We start from the raw sequence: 21,693 nt of genomic DNA, 5'->3' as shown, positions 1-21,693 counted from the left end.
TTTTAAGTATAAATTTTGTAATTGTCTTATTAAGATAATTAATGCATTCAGTACGTCTGTTAGAAATTAATGCCTATTTGTCAATTCTCAAACTCGAATTCAGTATCTTTGCAAATTATTTTAAAAGCGAAAAAGTGATACAATTACACGATAAAGAATTTGTTCCGTTTATTTCTGCACAAGAAATAGACTTTGCCATTGCAAAAATAGCCGCATTAGTAGAAGATGATTTTGCTGATGAAACCCCGGTATTTGTTGGGGTTTTGAATGGTGCTTTTATGGTGGTTTCTGATTTTATGAAGCATTATAAGTCGCCTTGCGAAGTGAGTTTTATAAAAATGGCTTCTTATGAGGGAACTACTTCTACAAATGATGTAAGGCAATTAATAGGTTTAGACCAGGATTTAACTGGAAGAACCGTTGTTGTTATTGAAGATATTGTTGATACAGGAAATACTTTGGTAGCCTTAAAAGAACTGTTCAAAAAACAAAACGTAAAACATTTTAAGATTGCAACACTATTTTTTAAACCAGAAGCTTTCAAACAAGAAATCAAAATAGACTACGTTGGAATTAGAATTCCTAACAAATTTATTGTTGGTTACGGATTAGACTACGATGGATTAGGCAGAAATTTACCAGAAGTATATCAATTAAAAGAATAACAAGGGAACACACTAATACACACTTATGATTAACATTGTTTTATTCGGGAAACCGGGCGCAGGAAAAGGAACTCAGGCAGAATTTTTAAAAAAAAGATACAATTTAGTACATCTTTCAACGGGAGATATTTTTAGATTTAATATAAAAAACGAAACCGAATTAGGTAAATTAGCCAAAAGTTATATGGATAAAGGTGATTTAGTTCCTGATGCATTGACAATCAAAATGCTTGAAGAATCAGTAGATAATAATCTTGGTGCAGATGGTTTTTTGTATGATGGTTTTCCAAGAACTTTGGCTCAGGCCGAAGAATTAGATAAGTTTTTAGCTAGTAAAAACTCGAAAATTGCAGCTACAATTGCACTCGAAGCTGATGACGAAATTTTAATTCATCGTTTACTTGAAAGAGGAAAGACTTCAGGTAGATCAGATGATCAGGATGAAGAAAAAATCAGACACCGTTATCAAGAATATAACGAAAAAACAGCTCCTTTAATGGAGTATTATAAAGCACAAAATAAATTTTATCCAGTAAATGGAATAGGTTCTATAGCCGATATAACTGAGCGATTAAGCACTATTATCAATAATTTATAGAAGCAATTTCCAGCTGAACGCAACAAGTCCTCGCTTCAAAAACAATTTTTCCAAACCATAAAAGGAGCTTCCTGCGGTCGCTCTTTTCTGCCAGGAAAAACAATTTTTTGAAACTGCGGGCTTTTAGCTTACATCTGGGCTAGGAAGCAGTTTTAACAATAAAAGCGTAATTTGGAAATTCTAATAATTCTTTTTTTAATCATCCTCAACGGAGTTTTCTCTATGTCAGAAATCGCACTGATTTCGGCACGAAAAAACCGATTGGAAACTGCTGCAAAAAAAGGAAATAAAAATGCCCAAATCGCATTGGATTTGGCTAATTCTCCAAACAAATTTTTATCGACAGTTCAAATAGGAATAACACTTATAGGAATCCTTACCGGTATTTATTCTGGGGAAAAAATCACACACGATGTTCAGAATTTTATATCAGGATTTGAAATATTAAAACCATTTGCACCTTCAATTGCAGTAGGAATTGTAGTAGTGATTTTGACATTCTTTTCTTTGGTTTTGGGAGAATTATTACCCAAAAGAATTGGGTTGAACCATCCGGAATCCATTGCCAAAGCCGTTGCGTGGCCAATGAAAATAGTTTCGATTATTACAGCTCCATTTATTTGGTTGTTAATGCATTCGACAGATTTTTTATTGAATGTTTTGCAAATAAAACCCACTGCCGATGGTAAAGTAACCGAAGAAGAAATTAAAGCCATTATCAAGGAAGGTACCGAAGGTGGAGAAGTACAGGAAATTGAGCAAGATATTGTGGAGCGTGTTTTCCATATTGGCGACAGGAAAATTAATTCCTTGATGACTCATAGAAAATCAGTGGTGTTATTGCCATTGCATTCCAGCAAAATCCAGGTTAAGGAATTTATGCTTAAAGAATTGCATTCGATTTATCCTGTTTATGGAGAAAATCATGATGATATTGTTGGGGTTGTAAATTTGAAAAGCATTTTTGCCAATATTGACAAAGATAATTTCAATTTACCCGAAATTATGACCGAAGGACCTTTTATGATGGAACAGACCACTGCTTACAAAGCATTGGTACAATTCAAAAAATCAGGTATTCATTATGCTTTCGTTTCAGATGAATATGGCGTTTTTCAAGGGATAATTACTTTGAATGACATTTTGGAAGCCTTGGTGGGAAATGCTTCTGATTTTTACAAGGATGATTTCCAGATGGTCGAAAAAGAAGATGGAACTTGGTTGGTTGACGGTCATTATTCCTTGCATGATTTCTTGACTAATTTTGAATTGGATGAATTAATTAATGATTATGAAGTGACCACTGTGAGTGGGTTAATAATGACTGAACTTTCTCATATTCCAAAAGAAGGAGAGAAATTGATTTGGCAAAAATTTGAGTTGGAAGTCATTGATATGGACGGTGTTAAGATTGATAAAGTGATGGTGAAAGCCATAAAATAAAAAGGTTCTGGTTCTTGGGTTGTGGGTTTTAGTTTTACCCAAGACCCAAGACCCAAAACCCAAAACCAAAAAAAAATGACAGAGGGAAATTTTGTAGATTACGTAAAAATATATGTTTCTTCCGGAAAAGGAGGGAAAGGGTCTACGCATTTACATAGAGAAAAATTTATCGAAAAAGGCGGTCCTGATGGCGGGGATGGTGGTCGTGGTGGACACGTATATTTAGTTGGGAACAAAGGACTTTGGACCTTGTTTCACCTGAAATTTGCACGACATATCAAAGCAGGTCACGGTGGAGACGGAGGTGGAGATAGAAGTACAGGTGCTGATGGAGATGACAAATTTATTGAAGTGCCATTAGGAACCGTAGTAAAAGACAAAGAAACAGGAGAAACTTTATTTGAAATTACTGAGGATGGCGAGAAGCAAATTCTTTCTCGTGGTGGAAAAGGAGGATTGGGAAACTGGCATTTTAGAAGCTCAACAAACCAAACACCAAGATATTCTCAACCGGGTTTGCCTGGTGTAGAAATGGATGTTATTCTGGAACTTAAAGTTTTGGCTGATGTAGGGTTGGTAGGTTTTCCAAATGCAGGAAAATCGACTTTATTGTCGGTTTTGACTTCAGCTAAACCAAAAATTGCCGATTATCCGTTTACCACTTTAAAACCAAATCTTGGAATCGTGGCTTATCGCGATTTTCAATCGTTTGTAATTGCTGATATTCCCGGAATTATTGAAGGTGCAGCCGAAGGAAAAGGACTTGGACATTATTTCTTGCGTCATATTGAAAGAAATTCAACCTTGTTGTTTCTAGTCCCAGTTGACACACCTGACATCAAGGGTGAATATGATATTTTAGTGAACGAATTGACAAAGTACAATCCTGAAATGCTGGATAAAGAGCGTTTGTTGGTTATTTCAAAATGCGATATGCTGGATGATGAACTCAAAGCAGAATTGAAAGTGGAGCTAGACAAAGAGTTCAAGGACATTCCTTATATGTTTATTTCATCTGTTGCGCAACAAGGGTTACAAGAGTTAAAAGACAAACTTTGGAAAATGTTGAATGACTAAAAAGCATTAATTTTTATATAAAAAGGGTTCTACTAATAGAGTCCTTTTTTGGTTACATATTTTTTGGTTGTGATATGTATCAAATAAAAATTGCAGGGTTTCAGGAATGTTGTTGGCTTGTATTTTTGGATAAATAACAGCCGAGTTCAACCATTTTTCTATAATTTCTTCAAAATTATCCCCAACTTCATATACAACAGGAGCTCCCATTTTCTTTAATGCTGCTGCATTGCATTCTTGTTCATAATGGTCGCGAATTGGAATGCTGAGTATTTTTTTTCCAAGATATAAAGCTTCAGCGGGAGTTTCAAATCCACCGCCAGTAATTATGCCGAGACAGTTAATTAAGCTTTCATTGAATAATTTTTGATTTACAGGATAATAAGTAATGTTTCCAACTTTATGCTTCATTGTAACATCATTTAAAAACCAATGAAATTCTTGTTCAGAGAGTTTGTTAAAAGCTTTTTCCAAACAATCTTTTTGGAAAGAAGGTAAATAAACCGTTATGTGTTTTAAGTCTTTTGGCTCTGCTTGCATTATTTCATCTTTAATGATTGGAGGATGAATAAAGGAATCGTATTTTTCGAAATGCAATCCAATATGCTTAGGAGAAGGAGCATAATGTTTAAGAATCATTTCGCCCATAATAGTTCGTTTTTCGGGTCTTGGGGTTGCCTCCGAAAAAAAACTGGCTTGATGCCCAAACTGAACCGAATGTACTTTTTGCAATTTACAAGCAAGTGATGTAATCGAATCAAAATCATTGATGACCACATCATAATTTTTTAAAGGCAAGGATTTTGCATCTTTATACATTTGAATTGGTTGAATATTTTTGGCAATATCCCAGTAATTCAATCCGCCACATTTGCTGTAATGCAAGCTACAACCGTCACTTTTAAATTTTACAGGTAAATCAATATTTAGGCTAGCATTGTTTCCGCTCAAAAAGAAATCTACAGAACCAAATTTTTGTAAATAAGGATATAATTGAATGGCTCTACTTATATGCCCATTTCCTGTGGCCTGTATGGCGTAAAATATTTTCATTATTTTTAAATTAATTGAAAGTTATTTTGTTGAAACGGCATTTTTTTAGGATAAAATTTTGGCAACAATATCATTTATGGTTTTATCTTCTTTGTTTTCAGTGCTTAAATAATCAGATTTTTTATAATGATAAATTTTCCATTTTTCTTTTTTGTATTCTAATGCTGTAAGGTTTTCGACCCAATCGCCACTATTCAAATACAAGACTTTACCATGTTCGTTTACAACCTCTTTCATTTGTGGTTTGTGAATATGGCCACAAACAACATAACTGTATTTTTTTTGGATGGCTATTTCGGCAGCAGTAATTTCAAAATTAGAAACAAATGAAACTGCTTTTTTTACACTGTCTTTAACCATTTTAGAAAAACTTCGCTTCTCTTTGCCTAAAGCAACTAAAATCCAATTGATGAAACTATTGATTAAAATCAATAAATCATATCCTTTTCCACCAAGCTTTGCCAATACTTTTGCATATCCTTTTGTGGAGGAGTCAAAAACGTCACCATGAAAAATCCAAGTTTTCTTTCCGTCCAAATCCAAGACTAGTTTGTCGACCAACTCTAAGTTGCCTAAAATAAAATCAGAATATTTTCTAAGCGCTTCGTCATGATTTCCAGTCACATATATAACACGGGTTCCTAAATTCGACATTTTTATGATATATCTCAAAACCTCCATATGTGCAACAGGGAAATAGCGTTTGCTGAAACTCCACATATCAATAATATCACCGTTTAAAACCAAAGTCTTTGGTTGAATTGATTTTAAATATTGTAGTAATTCCTTAGCCTGACAGCCATAAGTTCCAAGATGAACGTCACTAATGACTACTAGAGGTATTTTTCGTTTTCGTTTCATATTTTGTTTTTACAAAACTAATGGGTCTATGTTATGGCAATGTTTCTTTTGTATTATTATTTGGATTGTTTTAACCTAAAATTCTGTCTATCCTTTTATAAATTTCCTTATTTTTGAGCGATGAAAAAAATAATATTCCTTTTTTTACTATTTCCTTTGCTCATTTTGGCTCAAGCCGATTTTGATAAAGGGGAAAAATTATTTCGAGAAGGAAAATACGAACAATCACAAATTGTTTTTGAGAATTTCGTTATAGAGAATCCCTCCAATTTAAAAGCAATTGAATATTTAGGAGACATTGCGGGTCATAATAAATCTTGGGATAAAGCCATTGGGTATTATCAAAAGCTAAAACAACTAAAACCATCCGAAGCTAATTATTATTACAAATATGGTGGTTCACTGGGGATGAAAGCTAAAGAAGTAAGTAAATTTAAAGCGCTTGGAATGATAGGTGAAGTGAAAGAATCGTTCCAAAAAGCGATAGCACTCAACCCAAAACACATCGAAGCGCGATGGGCATTAATTATGTTTTATATACAACTTCCAGGAATTTTGGGAGGTAGCGAGTCAAAAGCCATAAAATATTCAAATGAATTATTAAAATTATCACCTATTGACGGTTATTTATCCAGAGGTCAAATAGAAGAATATTTCAAAAGATATCCATCGGCAGAAACACAATATAAAAAAGCAATTGACGCTGGAAGCACAAAAGTGGGCGGGCAAATGCTAGCTAATTTGTATAAAAACAAAATGAATAAATCTGTAAAAAAGAATTAAATATATGAGAACTCATTTTATAGCCATTGGCGGAAGTGCGATGCACAACCTGGCTTTGGCATTGCATAACAAAGGATATCAAGTTACCGGAAGTGACGATGCTATTTTTGAACCTTCTAAAACCCGTTTGGATAAAAAAGGAATTTTACCGCCAGAAATGGGTTGGTTTCCTGAAAAAATCACTCCGTCTATTGAAGCCGTAATTCTCGGAATGCACGCCAAAGCCGATAATCCAGAGTTATTAAAAGCACAAGAATTAGGATTGAAAATTTATTCATATCCTGAGTTTTTATACGAACAATCTAAAAATAAAACCCGTGTGGCCATTGGCGGTTCTCACGGAAAAACCACGATTACTTCAATGATTTTGCATGTAATGCATTTTCATAATATTGAAGTGGATTATATGGTTGGTGCGCAACTTGAAGGTTTTGAAACGATGGTTCATCTTACTGAAGAAAATGATTTTATTGTTCTCGAAGGTGACGAATATTTGTCTTCGCCAATAGACAGAAGACCAAAATTTCATTTGTATCAACCCAATATTGCCTTGATTTCCGGAATTGCTTGGGATCATATCAACGTTTTTCCTACGTATGATTTTTATGTGGAACAGTTTGAAATTTTCATTTCTAAAATCACCAATGGCGGAATCTTGGTTTATAACGAAGAAGACCCAGAAGTAAAGCGTGTTGCCGAAGCAGCTACAAATCCAATTAGAAAAATCCCTTATACAACTCCAAAATACGAAGTGAAAGATGGAGTTACACTTCTAGAAACACCTGAAGGTGCAATGCCAATCGAGGTTTTTGGGGCTCATAACTTAAATAACTTGGCTGGAGCCAAATGGATTTGCCAAAATATGGGCGTTGATGAAGCCGATTTTTATGAAGCGATTGCCAGTTTTAAAGGAGCCTCCAAAAGATTAGAAAAAATCGCCGAAAGTAAAACGAAAGTCGCTTACAAAGATTTCGCCCATTCGCCAAGCAAAGTTGCCGCAACCACAAAAGCCGTAAAAGAACAATATCCAAATCGAACTTTAATTGCTTGTTTAGAGTTGCACACCTACAGCAGTTTGAATGCCGAGTTCTTGAAAGAATACGAAGGCGCATTGCAATATGCTGATGTTGCCGTGGTTTTTTATTCGCCGGATGCAGTAAAAATCAAACAACTTGAGGAAGTGACCTACGAGCAAATTGCCAACGCATTTAACAGGAAAGATCTAATTATTTACACCAATCCAAAGGATTTTAAAGACTATCTTTTTAATCTTAATTTCGATAACTCCGCTTTATTGTTGATGAGTTCCGGAAATTACGGCGGACTAAATTTTGATGAGGTAAAAGGGCTGATAAAGTAATTTAAAAATCGTATGAGCAACATAATAAAAACCATCAAAACCACTAGCGAAAACCAGGATTTTATAAATCTCGTTGCGGCTTTGGACAAGAGTTTATGGGGACGTTATCCTGAAGAAAACCAAGAGTATTGGAAAAATAACATCTTGGAAATTAATCCAAATGTTGTGATTATTTATTTTGATAATAAAGCTGTCGCTTGTGGTTGTTTCAAAAAATATGATAAAAATACAATTGAAATAAAGCGTATGTTTGTTTCCCTAGAAACAAGAGGAATGGGTTTTGCACAAAAAATATTGCAGGAACTGGAACTTTGGGCTGCGGAATTAGGCTATTCTTTATCTGTTTTGGAAACACTGCATAAACAAAAAGAAGCGATTGGGTTATACCAAAAAGTGGGATATTCCATAATAGACAATTATGAGCCTTATATTGGTTTGAAAGACAGTATTTGTATGAAAAAGAAAATTTAGTTTATTAATAATTTTAAACTTGGAACAAAATAATTTCCCCATAACGAATTGGTCCGAAGACGACAAACCACGCGAAAAACTAATGCTTAAGGGTAAAAGTGTTTTGAGCGATGCCGAATTGATTGCCATTCTAATTGGTTCGGGAAGCCGTAATGAATCGGCGGTGGGATTGAGCAAAAGGATTTTGGGGAGCGTTGACAACAATTTGAATGCTTTGGGAAAATTAACCATTCAGCAACTGATGAATTTCAAAGGGATTGGCGAGGCTAAAGCTATTTCGATTATTGCCGCAATGGAGTTAGGGAGACGAAGAAGAGCAGAAGATGCGGTAGAATTAAAGAAAATTTCTTCCAGTAAAATGATTTTTGAGTTAATGCAACCCATTATTGGCGAATTGCCACATGAAGAATTTTGGGTTTTGTATTTGAATAATTCTAATAAAGTGCTTTCAAAATCACAACAAGGCAAAGGCGGAATTACGGGGACTATTGTTGATGTGCGATTGGTTTTTAAAGCAGCTCTCGAATTGGGAGCAACAGGGCTGATACTTTGTCACAATCATCCTTCTGGAACTTTGATTCCAAGCGATGCCGACAAACAAATTACAAAAAAAATAAAAGAGGCAGGTCGAAACCTTGATATTAATGTGCTGGATCACATTATCATTACCGAAAATGGTTATTACAGTTTTAATGACGATGGAATTTTTTAAATATGAAAACAATGAACACAAATATAACTGACGTATTTTTTGACTTAGACCACACACTTTGGGATTTCGAAAAGAACTCGGCTTTGGCATTTGAAACTATTTTTAAAATGCAAAATTTAGCCATAGATATGCAAGAGTTTCTCCATTTTTATGTTCCTATAAATAAAGCATATTGGGAGAAATATAGAAAAGACGAAATTACACAGAAAGAACTGCGTTTTGGGAGATTAAAGGATACTTTTGACTTGTTAAAATTCGCTATAGAAGATGATTTGATTACTTTTTTATCAGAAGAATATATTTTTTATTTACCAAAATACAATCATTTATTTGAGGGAACGATTGAAATTTTAGACTATTTGAAACCCAAATATAATTTGCATATTATCACTAATGGTTTTGCGGAAATTCAGGGAAATAAGTTGAACAATTCGTATATTTCGAAGTATTTTAAAACCATTACTAATTCAGAAATGGCGGGAGTAAAAAAACCCAATTCACTTATTTTTGATTATGCTCTAGATTTGGCTAAAGCCAAAAAAGAGACTAGTGTTATGATTGGTGATTGTATTGAGGCTGATGTTCAAGGTGCTTTAGATGCGGGTTTAGATGCCATCTTATTCAGTGAAAGTAATGTTCAGGTAGCCGATAATATCAAACAAGTGAACCATTTATTAGAACTAAAAAAATATTTATAAATTATGAAAAATCGAATCCTATTACTACTGTTATTTATTGCGAGCTATAGTTTTTCGCAATCGGTAAATGATTACAAAGGAGTGATTATTCCAATGAAATATGACTTTCTTAAAACTAAAAATCAATATCGACTCCAGACCATTACTAAAATGAATTTGCAAAAAGCCGGTTTTCAGGCTTTTTATTCAAATGAACCAATTCCTGCAGATTTCACCGATAGATGCAGTCTATTATATGTTGACGTAGAAAAAGAAAATGCCTTCTTGGTGACAAAACTTTACATCACGTTTAAAGATTGTTATGGTGCAATTGTTTTTCAATCTGCCATTGGAAAAAGCAGAGAAAAAGAGTTTGAGACAGCTTATGTTGATGCATTAAACCAAGCTTTCATTTCAGTTTATGCCTTAAATTATAAATACAATGGAAATACTTATTTTAGTTCAAAATTAGAAGTAGCTCCACAATCAGCTCCAATAATTGATGCTCAGGTAGCAGTGACCCCCCCAGTTGCAGTTCCTTCTCTTGTTGCAATGGCAAAAAATGAATCTAAAATATCACAAGGCAATATCTCAAATGTGCTTTACGCACAGCCCACATCTTATGGATATCAATTGATTGACAGTGATCCAAAAGTTGTAATGAAAGTGTATAAAACATCTAATCCTGCAAGTTTTATGGCAACAAAAGGAAGTGTTCAGGGAGTTTTAGTATCTAAAGACAATCAGTGGTTTTTTGAATATTATCAAAATGAAAAATTGATTTCCGAAAAAACAGACGTTAAGTTCTAGCTAAAATCTAATTCTTAATATCCATATTTATCTTTCCAACGGTTCTTTAAGAATTCACGATTACTATTCTCTCTAGAATTATTAGCTGGATTATAAAGAACCGTTTCTTTTATGGCTTCTGGCAAGAATTCTTGTTCAGTAAAATTATTGGCATAGTCATGTGAGTATTTATATTCATCTCCATAACCCAATTCCTTCATCAACTTTGTTGGAGCATTGCGCAAATGGATAGGAACTGGCAAATCGCCAGTTTGTTTTACAAGTTGTTGAGCTGTACCAATAGCCAAATATGAAGCATTACTTTTGGGAGAAGTAGCCAAGTAAATCGCACATTGGCTTAAAATGATTCTACTTTCAGGATAACCAATAGTAGAAACAGCTTGAAATGCATTATTGGCCATAATAAAAGCAGTAGGATTTGCATTTCCAATATCTTCACTTGACAAGATAAGCATCCTTCTAGCGATAAATTTTACATCTTCACCACCTTCAATCATTCTGGCCAACCAATAAACGGCACCATTGGGATCACTTCCTCTAATTGATTTTATAAAAGCCGAGACTATGTCATAATGTTGTTCGCCGCTTTTGTCATACAACACGGTATTTTGTTGCACAAGTTCAAAAACTCTGTCGTTTGTAATTATAATTTCATCTTCATCGGAAGCGTTTACGACCAATTCAAAAATATTTAATAGTTTGCGTCCATCGCCACCTGAAAGACGTAATAAGGCCTGTGTTTCGGTTAAAGTGATTTTTTTGGTTGCAAAAAAGGCATCAGTTTTCAAAGCGCGATGTAATAATTTTTCTAAATCATCTTTGGTAAACGCATTCAAAACATAAACTTGGCAACGTGACAATAATGCGGGAATTACCTCGAAACTTGGATTTTCGGTAGTGGCACCAATTAAGGTTATCCATCCTTTTTCGACAGCTGCCAATAACGAATCTTGCTGCGATTTGCTAAAACGATGAATTTCGTCTATAAAAAGTATTGGGTTTTTTGCAGTGAAAAGACCGCCACTTTGTTTCGCTTTTTCAATCACCTCACGAATAGCTGCCACACCGGAATTGATGGCGCTTAAAATATAAAAAGGACGTTTCGATTCTTGGGCAATAATTTGTGCCAATGTTGTTTTTCCGGTTCCTGGTGGTCCCCAAAATATTAATGAGGGAATTATTCCCTTTGCGATTTGTTGTGTCAATGAGCCATTTGGCCCTACTAAATGGGATTGACTTATGTAATCTTCTATTTTTTGTGGACGAATACGTTCTGCTAATGGTGCTTCCATTTTGTAAAATTACTATTTTTATTCGAAGCTATTCCAGCTCTTCACTATATCTTTTATTTTCATAAAAAAACGAAAATAAAAGGATGTCGTTACAAACTAAGTTCACTGAACTCCAATTAAAATAAAAGAGGAGTGAAGTAATTTAGGCTAAAAACGAATCCTAGATTTTAGAGGCTTTTTTGTAAAAAGATGACAAAATAGCACTAAATTGGTTTTGGATAAATTTTTGATTTGTTTTGCTAAACCAAAACTCAAAACCTAAAACCCAAGATGAACGACAATCATTTCAAATATACTAATTCAGTCATAGGACTTCCACTTTTTTTTGTGTTGTTCTTGTGGTTTGTTTATTGGTTAGAAATCCGATTTGATTTTGATTTTACTGAAAACGGTATTTTTCCCAGAACATTGTCGGGCTTGCAAGGCATTATTTTCAGTCCTTTCATCCACGCTGATGTTGAACATTTGTATAATAATTCTATCCCTTTATTGATTTTATTGGCAGCATTGCAATATTTTTATACCAGACAATCGGTAGCGGTAATTAGTTTTGGAATATTGCTTTCGGGATTAATAACGTGGGTAATTGGCAGGGATAGTTACCATATTGGAGCCAGCAGTTTGATTTATGTTTTGGTCAGTTTCATTTTTTTTAAAGGAATTCAAACTAAATATTATCGATTAGTAGCATTATCATTGGCTGTTGTCGTGGTCTATGGTGGTTTGATTTGGTATATTTTTCCAAAAGTGGAAGAAAAAATTTCTTGGGAAGGACATTTGGCTGGATTGATAACGGGTTTTATTCTTTCGGTAATTTACAAGACACCAGAATATAAAAAAATTATTAAATACGATTGGGAACACCCTGATTTTAATCCACAAGAAGATAAGTTTATGCAGCGGTTTGATGAAAATGGCAATTTTGTAAATATTCTAATAGTTGAATTAGAAAATGAATTTCCTTCATATTATTCTTCTCAATTTCCTATTAATTATGAAATTATTGTTGACAAAAAAAATGAATCAAAACCAGAGTCCTAATTCATTTTTTTATCTATTTAAACTCGCTTTCTTTTTGGTAGGGCTGAGGTTGGGACTAGCTTCTCTGTCTTACTGCTTCATATAAAAAAGCACCACATGCTACGGAAACGTTAAGTGAGCCAATTGTCCCGAACATAGGAAGTTTAGCTTTTTCATCAACGATTTTAAGAACCGAAGGATTGATTCCTCTATCTTCGGAGCCCATAATAATAGCAATGCCTTCTTTTAAATCAACATCATAAATATTTTGATCAGTTTTCTCTGTGGCTGCTACGGTTTTTATTCCAGAACCTTGCAGGTAGAAAATGGCATCTTTGATGTGTTCTACTTTGCAAATTGGCACATTAAACACAGCGCCTGCTGAAGTTTTCACAGTATCTCCATTTACTGGAGCTGAACCTGCTTTTTGGACAATAATTCCGTTTACACCAGTACATTCTGCTGTTCTGATAATGGCACCAAAATTACGTGCGTCCGATATTTGATCAAGAATCAAGAATAACGGCACTTTTCCGGATTCGACAGTGGCTTCAACTAAATGTTCCAAGTCAATAAAACCAATTGGTGAAATAGAAGCTACAGCACCTTGATGATTGTTTGGGGTTAATCGATTCAGTTTTTCGACAGGAACATAAGAGAAATTGACGTTGGCACGCTTCATTACCTTCATCAAATCTTTCATCAATTCACCAGAAATTTCTTTTTGAATAAAGACTTTATCAACTTCTTTTCCTGATTGTATAGCTTCAATTATTGCTCGTATCCCAAATATTAAATGTTCTTTTTCCATGGGACAAAGATATAAAAAAACCGCCCCAAATAATGGAGCGGTTTTAAGAATTATTTTTAACTGATAACTAGTACTCGTCTTCTAAAAACCCTGTTCTTTTGTGACCTTCGTACAAAATATCATATCCAGTAGCATCATAGTCAAAATGAGCTCTAAAAGAAATTTTGTCTACTTTATGGCCTGCTTTTGATAATCCAGCACCTTTTTCAAATTTACCATTAGTTATAGTAACTTTTGATCCATCAATAAGATTATCAGAAGATGTAGCCGCAAAAGTGCCATCGTTTAGATTAACGGTTATCTTACATTTTATCGCATAACCATGTCCATAATCATCAATCCACATCGTATTATCATTAGCGGATGTGTTGTAAGTTGAATGCATAGTGTAGTCAATTACTGGGGCTCCATCAGAATCCTTTGCATTAATAAACCAATCACCAGCAAATTGCGCTGTAGTTGTTCCACCTGGATTTGGATTTCCCCCTTCATCACATGATGTGAAAAGTGATATACTTAAAACTAAAAATAAGTATACTATATTGTTTTTTATTTTCATTTTCATTTTGTTAAGGTTTAATTATTGTCTGGTGAAAGTTCGTAATGATGTTCCATATACAGCAGAAGCAAATAATGTCCAAGTAAACTTATTTACACTTACAATAGTACCAACACTAGTTTCCGCCGAAATTCCAGTAGGTGAAGTATTTTCTTGAAAGGGAGCGTATATTTTTTTGTCATCTAAGTTGTAAAAAACTAATGAGACTCTATTGTCATCAGGGGAATATGGACCAGCCAATCCTCCTGCATTAGAGCACATATATTTTCTGTCTGATAGTTGAGTAACCACGTTTACATTAGATCCATTTCTAACAAAAGTTCCTGCTAAATTAATTGTACTAGGAGATTTACTCATAACGATTACTGCTCTCGTTTTTGATGCTGAAAAACCATCAGAGTTAAAGGATTCATAATTAATTTTATACACCCCTATTTTACTCACATCCACCGTTCCAGTAGTCGTCACTGGTAATGTGCTACTCCCTGCGGTAGACTTTGCTCCTAATTCAGTATAAGGATCGCCTTGTCCTAAAATAATTGTGCGATCACCATTTAAAGTAACATTAGGATAGTAAGTTACTTTAGATAAATTTGCTGTGCTATCATTTTCGCAACTTACAAGAAGTAAGCCACTAATGAAAAACAATGTTATAAATATTTTTTTCATAATTTTTTAGTTTTTAGCCCACCATACGGGTTCAGTTATTTTTAATAAAGCTGGAGTACTAGTATTAGTATTAGTTTCCTCTTGAGGATATACTAATCTTTTTGGGAATTTTTTTCCTTCAGTAGCTCCGCCAACAGAATATACTATTTGACCTGGTATGTAGCCTGGGTCGGTTTGGGGTACTAATGAGGTTTTTGGATATCCGGTTCTATTTTTATCAAAAAATGCTTCGAATCCATTTCCTGGAAATCCTGCAATCCACTTTTGAGTAATAATAGCCTCAATTTTTTGTTCTAAAGTACCAGATGTAGGATATTCATAAACACCACCAGTTGCTATGTAAGATGAAGCTACTAATTTGTATTTATTAAAATTCTCAGTAACTGCAGCGTCATATAATGCTTTATCACCACTTCCAAATCTTGCTTTAGCCTCAGCTTGTAAAAACAAACTTTCTTCTTTACTCATCAAATAAGCAGGTGTTGTGGCGTTTATAATAACAACAGAAACAGTTGGAGAAGCTGGAGTTTGACTTTCAAAATCGCCTTGATTTAGAGCTACACCAGGTCCGTAGTATTTAGTACTTCTAGAATCACCATTTGCATCAAAAAAAGATGATAAAGTTTTACTCTTTCTAAGGTTTGTTGCAATATTTAATTGTCTTCTATCTGTTTCAAACAAAGGATTGCTTAGGTTGGCTGCATCTTCAAACTGGGTTATTGCTGCATCAACATCTAAAAAAGCTACTCCGCTAGAAAGTAATCCTTGCACGCCAGCAATACCAATGGCAGATCTTGAACTATTAATTTGTCTCATATAAATTTTTAGTTTCATAGTGTTTGCTAATTTAGTCCATTTGGATAAATCACCTTTAAAAACTAAATCATCCGTTGCAGGTACTTCACCAACAGAAGTTGTTAGATCTTTAGATAAAGCCAAGTTTAAATCTGTAATCATGGTGTCATAAATTTCTTCACCTGAATCATATTTAGGATTAAGGATGCTTATGTTATTAGCTTCTTTGTAAGGAACTGAACCATAAAAATCAGTCAGGACTTGTGAGGCTTGAACTTCCATAACGGTCGAAATTAATAAATACTTCCAGTTTCCAGTAGCTAATGCTTTTCTTTTTACATTTCTAATATCACCTAAAGCATCATACATATTTCTCCATGCTGCAAAGTAATCTCCAGTTCCAATTATATATCCGTCAATGTCTTTATATTGATTTGCACTATTACTCTGTGTCCAATATTGAGACCAAAAGCCACCAATGATTGCATAGTATGATCCTTCGGCAGCAACTACACCTAATATTCCTGCGGGCATTTGTGATTTCAAGGGTACGTCAGATACCGAATCCGGATCGCGATTAATGTCTAAATCTGTATTACATGCTGTAAAAAGCATTGATAACATAAATATACTAATGATTATTTTTTTCATCGTGTTTTCTTTTAGAATGTTAATTTTATTGTAGTACCATAGGTTCTTTGGGAAGGAGTTCCATAAGATTCTCCAAATTCACTTCTAACACTTGATGTGCCAAAAGTAGAAATTTCAGGATCTACATATGCATTTGTGTTAGGTGTCCATAAAAATAAGTTTTTTCCGTATACACTTATAGAAGCGGCTGAGAATCCCATTCTTTTTAAAACATCTAATTTAACATTATAGGTTAATGAAAGGTCTCTTAATCGTACAAAAGTTTTGTCTATTAGGAAGTCTTTCGCAATCGTTGGGTTATTCTGAGAGTTGTAAAAACTAGTTATTGTAGATCCTCCAGTTACCGTTCCTGTTTGAGTATTAATCGGCGTTGTGTTTTCTACATAAGTTACTGCTTGTGTCGAAGAATTTACAACTTCCTTTACTGAGTTAGGAATGATAAAAGCATTACGATCATTATAAGTAGTTTCTATACCGTTTCCTGTAAAGTACGACAGGTATTTTGATTCGGAATAAAATTGACCTCCTTCTTTCCAGTCAAATGCGAAAGATAATGTTACGTTTTTATAAGATATTTTATTTTGCAATCCCATTGTGAATTTTCTTTCAGATGTTCCTATAGATTGTTGTTCAGTTGATTCAACATAGTAGCCTTTATCGTCTACAATATACTGCCCAGCAGCATTCGTTTTAGGAACTTTTGCTTTATAAATTCCTAAAGGTTGTCCTAATACAGCATTAAAAGTGACTCCTCTTGATTGTACTAATTCTAAATTGTCTACACCACCTACGATATGATCTACATTACTGCTGTTCTTAGTAAAGGTTGTGTTAATTTCCCATTTAAAATTATTATAATTAATTGGAATTAAGCTTAAAACCAATTCGATTCCTTTATTACTTACATCTAATATATTTGCTGTTTGTGTTCTAAACCCTGTAGAACTTGAGATTTCTCTACTGAATAATAAATCGGTCGTTTTTTTGTCATAAACAGAAGCGTCTAAAGTTATTCTTTTTCTAAATAAATTTAATTCCAACCCAAGCTCTGTTTCAACTGTCGTTTCTGGTTTTAATTCATTATTTCCAAGATTACTTTCAAATTCATAGGCGTTTATCCCTCCAAAAGGGAAAGTAAGTGTTCCAAAATATGCTCCAGCTGCTGCTTGAGTAAAACTAGATTCGGTTTGGTACACATCAGTGTCCTTGGCTACTTTTGCTATGCCTCCTCTAAGTTTTAGAAAAGTTTGATTATTGTCAATAACAATACCGCTTATGGCCGCTGATGGATAAAAGTAAGAGTTGTTTTTAACGGGTAAAGTAGATGACCAGTCATTTCTTCCTGTTAAGGTCAAAAATATTTTGTTTTTAAATGATGTTTCTAACGAAGTATATATACCAAAATTTTTGGAAAATGAATTCGCTTGTCCAACAACAGGTTTTGAAGCAGAATTTGACAATTCGTAAAAATTAGGTAGATCAAGATCAGTAATAGCAACTTGAAGAATATCAGCTTGTCTTTGATTTGCACTAAAACCAATCATACCGTTGAAGTTGAAATCTTCACTAATTTTAGTGTTGTAATTAAAAGTTAAATAAGAATCAAGTTCTGCTCTTTCTGAAGTTTTCTCCGTAACTCCTCCTACAACACGTTTTTTGCCATTGATATCTTGAGCCGAGCCCACATCATATTTTTCTATTGCTCCATAACTTTTTACTTTTTCTAATCTATGATCACCACCTATTTGGTATGTAGCTGAAAATTTTGGAGTAAATTTATATGTTAAATTTACGTTTCCAAATACTCTATTCCCTTTTATGTTTGTACTGTTTTCATTCAACAAAAAATATGGATTTGAAGCATAAGGAGTAAAATAATTACTTGGTGTATTAAAGGGGTTGTTCTTGTAGTCCTTTAAATCTAGAACACTAATATCTGAAGGAATTTGCAATAACTCTTGAACTAAAGTAGCTCCTTCACCTGCTTCATCTCCTTGTCCAGTATTTACAGCATTTTGATCTTTGTTTACATAATTGATGTTTGCCCTAACGTCAAATTTATCAGTGTTAATGCCTGCAGATAAATTAACATTTCTTCTTACATATAAATCAGAATCTGTTGGGACAATTCCATTTGAATTTACATCAGAAAACCCAAGTGAAAAATTAGAATTTTCACCACCACCACTTACTCTAAAATTATTGGTATAAGTATTTCCAATGTCGTAAAAATCTCGAACATTTTTTTTTAAACCAACATAAGGTTTTAATTGTTGTGAATTATTTACTATAGCTCCCCAAACACGAGTTTCACCATTAAAAGCCGGTCCCCAAGATCCGTTTTCTGCACTTGCTGATCCATGAGTTGAAAGTCCAGAATATCCTTGTCCAAACCATCCTTGTCCAAAATCATGTTGTAAATGCGCTACTCTTGCGACTTCAGAAAAATCTATAGAAGAAGAAAAGTCTACTTTTAATTTGGAATTATTTTTCCCAGATTTTGTAGTAATGATTATGGCTCCGTTTGAAGCTCTTGATCCATATAATGCAGTAGCGGCAGCACCTTTTAGAATAGTAAGACTCTCGATGTTGGTTGGGTCAAGATCACCTATCCCATTTCCTGCATCGTAGTTTCTGTCATTTGATGATGTCCCAGAAACGCCATTAGAACTATTGTTAATCGGAGTTCCATCTACAACATATAAGGGATCACTGCCTGATAATGAACTATAACCTCTAATTACAACCTTTGTAGAGGCTCCAACCTGTGCTGGAGCACTAATGTCAACTCCTGCAAGTTTTCCAGATAAGGATCCGAAAACATTAGTGTTGTTAACTTCAGTCAAGTCCTTGCCTGAGACTGTTGCAGTCGCATAACCCAACTGTTTTTTCTGTCTTTTAACCCCCAAGGCAGTAACAACTACACCTTCAAGTTCAACTGCGTCACTTATCATTTTGATATTTGTTGTCGCTGAATTAGCTTTAATCTCTTGGGTTTTCATCCCAATATAGCTAAAAATCAAGACTTGGCTTGACGATGCTTTGATAGAATATTTCCCATCAAAATCAGTTTGTGTTCCAGATTTAGTTCCTTTTACTAATACACTCACACCTGGTAAAGGTAATCCTGCATTATCAGAAACGGTACCCGAAACAGCTCTCTCTTGCGCAAAAGTAATTTGCGCCACAAGTACTACTAATAGTACTAAGAATCCATTAAACTTTAGTTTCATTTTTTAATATTTTGAATTAGTGAGACAAAAATCTTAATAATTTGTTAACTTTCCTAATAAATGAAAACCTTTTTTTGATTCGTGTCAAAATTTAACATTATAACATATATTAATGATAGTGTTATAAAATTTTATTTGTTGGTTTCTTGTACTTCCGTTTGCAATAGCCAATTTCAGTAATCCGTTTCTGGTTTGTACCCCTAATCCAAGTCCCAATCCAAGTAAATTTCCTTTGTTATTTGTGCTATCATCCTGATAGTAGCCATAGTCTATAATAGAATGCAGATAAAGATCAGGAGAAACTATATAGCGGTATTCGGTAATAATTGCTGACATAAAGTTAGCTTGGAGGCTGTTTTCGGAAAATCCTCGAATAGAATTAATGCCTCCAAAGCGGTTTAATTCATTGATAATATAAGTGTCACTTTTCAACAAGTAATTTTGATAATTTATGTTAAAACAGTTCTTTTTGTTCAAATAGAAATTATTCATTGTGTTAATGTTAATATAAATCTGTTTACTTGAGCCCGCAGTTTCGATTAAGTCTGTTGTTGTTCTTTTTCCAAGGCCCATTGTAATGGAAAGATTTGTCTTTTTTTGAAATGTGGGGTTTTTGTAATCATATTTTGAGTATTCTAAATTTGCCGTCAGAAATGAGTTTTTATAATCGCTAATAATGCTATTATTTGTGTTTTGGATATCACTGGACTCAGTGGATTGGTATCCTAAATATATACGGGTGTTGTATTCTGCAAAATAGCCTAAATCAATGGAGGTTTTAGTGTTTTGATAAATACTGTCTTGTTTGAAAATATAAATTTGGGCTTTCAAACCTATTGGGCTTTTAAAAATATATGGTAAATCTATAGCTGTTTTGAATGTCTTTTGATTGTTTCCGTCACTTTTCCAATAAAGAGAAAACTGTTCTCCAACTCGAAGCGTGTTTTCCAACGTTAAATCCAGATAGCCGTTAAAAGCTAATTTGTTTTTTTCATTGTTTGAAAAGCCAATGAAACCATCAAAGTTGTTTGACTTTCTTTTTTCGAGATAGACATATACTCTGGTGGTGTCTTTTGTGAATAATATTTCTGGATTTTTGATTTGATTGACAAATCCAAATTTATCAAAATCATCATGAATCTTGCGCACGACATCCAGATTGAATATGCTTTTGTGGTATTTTCTATTGATTTGTTTCAGATGTCCTTCGGGAAAGTTGTTTTTTTTGTTACTTTCGTTAAATTTCGCCATTATTGTATTTAATTGCCTTTGTTGACCGGATTCAAATTGTAATTCTGCATAAAGCGAATTATTTTTCCTTTGAATGTTGACCAACTTCAGTTTTGCTAGTGCATACCCTTTTTGTTCTATTTTTTGCAAAGTAGCTTTTAAAAAAGTTTCTATTTCTATATAAGGAAGGATTAAAGTGTCTTTTGTTTTCTGTAATACTATCAAATCATTTATTACAGAATTTCTTCCTATATATATATGTATTGATTTTATTCTGTCATGCAAGCTGAATTTTGCAATATAACTTGAGTCATTTTTTCTATTATTTCCAAGGACTTGGTTCTCGATATATCCTATTTTTGATAGTCTTTCTGATAAATTATTTATCTCATCACTTATTGATTTTGCGTTTTTGTGGTTTAAAGTGTATTTTAAGGAATCAATGACTTTATTTTCGTATGCTGAACTTCCAGTTATTTGCAACTGAAAACTTTGGGCAAAACAATTCGCACCTATGGTTATAAAGAATAAGAGGAATGTTAACAGTTTCAAACGGATATAAATTTTAATAAATTTAACGCAAATATCTATTGTTTATGATTAAATCACAAGGTTTGGATTAAATAGTATTTTAGTAGCGGAACAATTTAATTGATACTGTTTTGGTTTAGAGTATTTAATCTGGCTTTTAGGTTTGAAAAGAAAGTTATATAAATCGCATAAAAATAACCTTGAACGAAGTGTGCTAAAGTAAATCATAGAATATTTAGGTTAAATTAGTTTTTAGTCCATTGATAGTATCTGCAAACGCCAGTTCGTCTAAAAACCCTCAAACGGACTCAATTTTGTTAATCAGAGCGTAAATATATGTGATTTAAACTACAATTAAAGTTCTTTGTTGAAAAACGGATTGTTCTTTCTTA

At 33.7% G+C, this 21,693-nt stretch carries 20 protein-coding genes; 11 read left to right on the top strand and 9 right to left on the bottom strand.

Annotated elements, in window-relative coordinates:
* Positions 1 to 134 precede the first annotated feature (134 nt).
* The 4 genes from hpt (at position 135) to obgE (ending at position 3,783) form a co-directional block, all read left to right on the top strand.
* Positions 135 to 665 carry a hypoxanthine phosphoribosyltransferase gene (gene hpt, locus IR213_RS14180; RefSeq protein ID WP_194312968.1) on the top strand — a complete coding sequence of 177 codons (531 nt, stop codon included), beginning with the start codon at positions 135 to 137 and terminating at the stop codon, positions 663 to 665.
* 25 nt (positions 666 to 690) lie between these two features.
* Positions 691 to 1,263, top strand: a complete 573-nt coding sequence (locus tag IR213_RS14175; protein WP_194312959.1) for an adenylate kinase — start codon at positions 691 to 693, stop codon at positions 1,261 to 1,263.
* A gap of 222 nt (positions 1,264 to 1,485) precedes the next feature.
* The gene (locus IR213_RS14170) at positions 1,486 to 2,706 is read left to right on the top strand and encodes a hemolysin family protein (RefSeq protein ID WP_394354926.1); all 1,221 of its coding nucleotides are present in this window, start codon (positions 1,486 to 1,488) and stop codon (positions 2,704 to 2,706) included.
* 75 nt (positions 2,707 to 2,781) lie between these two features.
* Positions 2,782 to 3,783 carry a GTPase ObgE gene (obgE, locus tag IR213_RS14165; RefSeq protein ID WP_194312957.1) on the top strand — a complete coding sequence of 334 codons (1,002 nt, stop codon included), beginning with the start codon at positions 2,782 to 2,784 and terminating at the stop codon, positions 3,781 to 3,783.
* Positions 3,784 to 3,789: 6 nt separating this feature from the next.
* On the opposite strand, the gene IR213_RS14160 is transcribed toward obgE, so the two are convergent.
* A complete protein-coding gene (locus IR213_RS14160) occupies positions 3,790 to 4,836 on the bottom strand; it encodes a glycosyltransferase family protein (RefSeq protein ID WP_194312956.1) in 1,047 nt (348 codons plus the stop codon).
* Between the two features lie 45 nt (positions 4,837 to 4,881).
* Positions 4,882 to 5,697 carry a UDP-2,3-diacylglucosamine diphosphatase gene (locus IR213_RS14155; RefSeq protein ID WP_194312955.1) on the bottom strand — a complete coding sequence of 272 codons (816 nt, stop codon included), beginning with the start codon at positions 5,695 to 5,697 and terminating at the stop codon, positions 4,882 to 4,884.
* A 120-nt stretch (positions 5,698 to 5,817) separates the two neighbouring features.
* On the opposite strand from IR213_RS14155, the gene IR213_RS14150 reads away from it, so the two are divergent.
* From IR213_RS14150 to IR213_RS14125, 6 genes are read left to right on the top strand one after another with little or no spacing between them, the layout of a single operon-like run.
* Positions 5,818 to 6,480, top strand: coding sequence for a tetratricopeptide repeat protein (locus tag IR213_RS14150; RefSeq protein ID WP_194312954.1), 663 nt, complete (start codon positions 5,818 to 5,820; stop codon positions 6,478 to 6,480).
* A 4-nt stretch (positions 6,481 to 6,484) separates the two neighbouring features.
* Positions 6,485 to 7,840, top strand: a complete 1,356-nt coding sequence (locus tag IR213_RS14145; protein WP_194312953.1) for a UDP-N-acetylmuramate--L-alanine ligase — start codon at positions 6,485 to 6,487, stop codon at positions 7,838 to 7,840.
* Positions 7,841 to 7,852: 12 nt separating this feature from the next.
* Positions 7,853 to 8,311: a GNAT family N-acetyltransferase gene (locus tag IR213_RS14140; protein ID WP_194312952.1), complete on the top strand. Its 459-nt coding sequence runs from the start codon at positions 7,853 to 7,855 to the stop codon at positions 8,309 to 8,311.
* Positions 8,312 to 8,330: 19 nt separating this feature from the next.
* Entirely contained in the window at positions 8,331 to 9,023 is a 693-nt protein-coding gene (radC, locus tag IR213_RS14135) for a RadC family protein (protein WP_194312951.1), read from the top strand.
* An 11-nt stretch (positions 9,024 to 9,034) separates the two neighbouring features.
* Positions 9,035 to 9,721, top strand: coding sequence for a YjjG family noncanonical pyrimidine nucleotidase (locus IR213_RS14130; protein ID WP_194312950.1), 687 nt, complete (start codon positions 9,035 to 9,037; stop codon positions 9,719 to 9,721).
* A 3-nt stretch (positions 9,722 to 9,724) separates the two neighbouring features.
* Complete coding sequence (locus tag IR213_RS14125; RefSeq protein WP_194312949.1) at positions 9,725 to 10,510, top strand: hypothetical protein; 786 nt, start codon at positions 9,725 to 9,727, stop codon at positions 10,508 to 10,510.
* A 14-nt stretch (positions 10,511 to 10,524) separates the two neighbouring features.
* Here IR213_RS14125 and IR213_RS14120 read toward each other — a convergent pair whose 3' ends face one another.
* Positions 10,525 to 11,802 carry a replication-associated recombination protein A gene (locus tag IR213_RS14120; RefSeq protein ID WP_194312948.1) on the bottom strand — a complete coding sequence of 426 codons (1,278 nt, stop codon included), beginning with the start codon at positions 11,800 to 11,802 and terminating at the stop codon, positions 10,525 to 10,527.
* 270 nt (positions 11,803 to 12,072) lie between these two features.
* Between IR213_RS14120 and IR213_RS14115 the strand changes: the two genes are divergently transcribed.
* Entirely contained in the window at positions 12,073 to 12,843 is a 771-nt protein-coding gene (locus IR213_RS14115; RefSeq protein WP_194312947.1) for a rhomboid family intramembrane serine protease, read from the top strand.
* 55 nt (positions 12,844 to 12,898) lie between these two features.
* On the opposite strand, the gene rlmB is transcribed toward IR213_RS14115, so the two are convergent.
* From rlmB to IR213_RS14085, 6 genes are all read right to left on the bottom strand, one after another.
* A complete protein-coding gene (rlmB, locus tag IR213_RS14110; RefSeq protein WP_194312946.1) occupies positions 12,899 to 13,633 on the bottom strand; it encodes a 23S rRNA (guanosine(2251)-2'-O)-methyltransferase RlmB in 735 nt (244 codons plus the stop codon).
* Positions 13,634 to 13,700: 67 nt separating this feature from the next.
* Positions 13,701 to 14,192 carry a lipid-binding protein gene (locus IR213_RS14105; RefSeq protein WP_194312945.1) on the bottom strand — a complete coding sequence of 164 codons (492 nt, stop codon included), beginning with the start codon at positions 14,190 to 14,192 and terminating at the stop codon, positions 13,701 to 13,703.
* A 21-nt stretch (positions 14,193 to 14,213) separates the two neighbouring features.
* The gene (locus tag IR213_RS14100; protein ID WP_194312944.1) at positions 14,214 to 14,840 is read right to left on the bottom strand and encodes a DUF5011 domain-containing protein; all 627 of its coding nucleotides are present in this window, start codon (positions 14,838 to 14,840) and stop codon (positions 14,214 to 14,216) included.
* A gap of 27 nt (positions 14,841 to 14,867) precedes the next feature.
* Entirely contained in the window at positions 14,868 to 16,307 is a 1,440-nt protein-coding gene (locus tag IR213_RS14095; protein WP_194312943.1) for a SusD/RagB family nutrient-binding outer membrane lipoprotein, read from the bottom strand.
* Positions 16,308 to 16,318: 11 nt separating this feature from the next.
* Positions 16,319 to 19,540, bottom strand: coding sequence for a SusC/RagA family TonB-linked outer membrane protein (locus tag IR213_RS14090; RefSeq protein ID WP_194312942.1), 3,222 nt, complete (start codon positions 19,538 to 19,540; stop codon positions 16,319 to 16,321).
* 84 nt (positions 19,541 to 19,624) lie between these two features.
* Positions 19,625 to 21,322: a BamA/TamA family outer membrane protein gene (locus IR213_RS14085; protein WP_228479199.1), complete on the bottom strand. Its 1,698-nt coding sequence runs from the start codon at positions 21,320 to 21,322 to the stop codon at positions 19,625 to 19,627.
* Between the last annotated feature and the right edge of the window lie 371 nt (positions 21,323 to 21,693).

Source organism: Flavobacterium soyangense, assembly GCF_015277675.1.
In the GTDB taxonomy this organism is placed as follows: Bacteria; Bacteroidota; Bacteroidia; order Flavobacteriales; family Flavobacteriaceae; genus Flavobacterium; species Flavobacterium soyangense.
This window is presented reverse-complemented; position numbering and strand designations above follow the sequence as displayed.

Bases quoted from the DNA above. Each gene is read 5' to 3' on its own strand.
- IR213_RS14175 (WP_194312959.1), top strand. From the start codon at position 691: ATGATTAACATTGTTTTATTCGGGAAACCGGGCGCAGGAAAAGGAACT.
- IR213_RS14170 (WP_394354926.1), top strand. From the start codon at position 1,486: ATGTCAGAAATCGCACTGATTTCGGCACGAAAAAACCGATTGGAAACT.
- obgE (WP_194312957.1), top strand. From the start codon at position 2,782: ATGACAGAGGGAAATTTTGTAGATTACGTAAAAATATATGTTTCTTCC.
- IR213_RS14160 (WP_194312956.1), bottom strand. From the start codon at position 4,836: ATGAAAATATTTTACGCCATACAGGCCACAGGAAATGGGCATATAAGT.
- IR213_RS14155 (WP_194312955.1), bottom strand. From the start codon at position 5,697: ATGAAACGAAAACGAAAAATACCTCTAGTAGTCATTAGTGACGTTCAT.
- IR213_RS14150 (WP_194312954.1), top strand. From the start codon at position 5,818: ATGAAAAAAATAATATTCCTTTTTTTACTATTTCCTTTGCTCATTTTG.
- IR213_RS14145 (WP_194312953.1), top strand. From the start codon at position 6,485: ATGAGAACTCATTTTATAGCCATTGGCGGAAGTGCGATGCACAACCTG.
- IR213_RS14140 (WP_194312952.1), top strand. From the start codon at position 7,853: ATGAGCAACATAATAAAAACCATCAAAACCACTAGCGAAAACCAGGAT.
- IR213_RS14130 (WP_194312950.1), top strand. From the start codon at position 9,035: ATGAACACAAATATAACTGACGTATTTTTTGACTTAGACCACACACTT.
- IR213_RS14125 (WP_194312949.1), top strand. From the start codon at position 9,725: ATGAAAAATCGAATCCTATTACTACTGTTATTTATTGCGAGCTATAGT.
- IR213_RS14120 (WP_194312948.1), bottom strand. From the start codon at position 11,802: ATGGAAGCACCATTAGCAGAACGTATTCGTCCACAAAAAATAGAAGAT.
- IR213_RS14115 (WP_194312947.1), top strand. From the start codon at position 12,073: ATGAACGACAATCATTTCAAATATACTAATTCAGTCATAGGACTTCCA.
- rlmB (WP_194312946.1), bottom strand. From the start codon at position 13,633: ATGGAAAAAGAACATTTAATATTTGGGATACGAGCAATAATTGAAGCT.
- IR213_RS14105 (WP_194312945.1), bottom strand. From the start codon at position 14,192: ATGAAAATAAAAAACAATATAGTATACTTATTTTTAGTTTTAAGTATA.
- IR213_RS14095 (WP_194312943.1), bottom strand. From the start codon at position 16,307: ATGAAAAAAATAATCATTAGTATATTTATGTTATCAATGCTTTTTACA.
- IR213_RS14090 (WP_194312942.1), bottom strand. From the start codon at position 19,540: ATGAAACTAAAGTTTAATGGATTCTTAGTACTATTAGTAGTACTTGTG.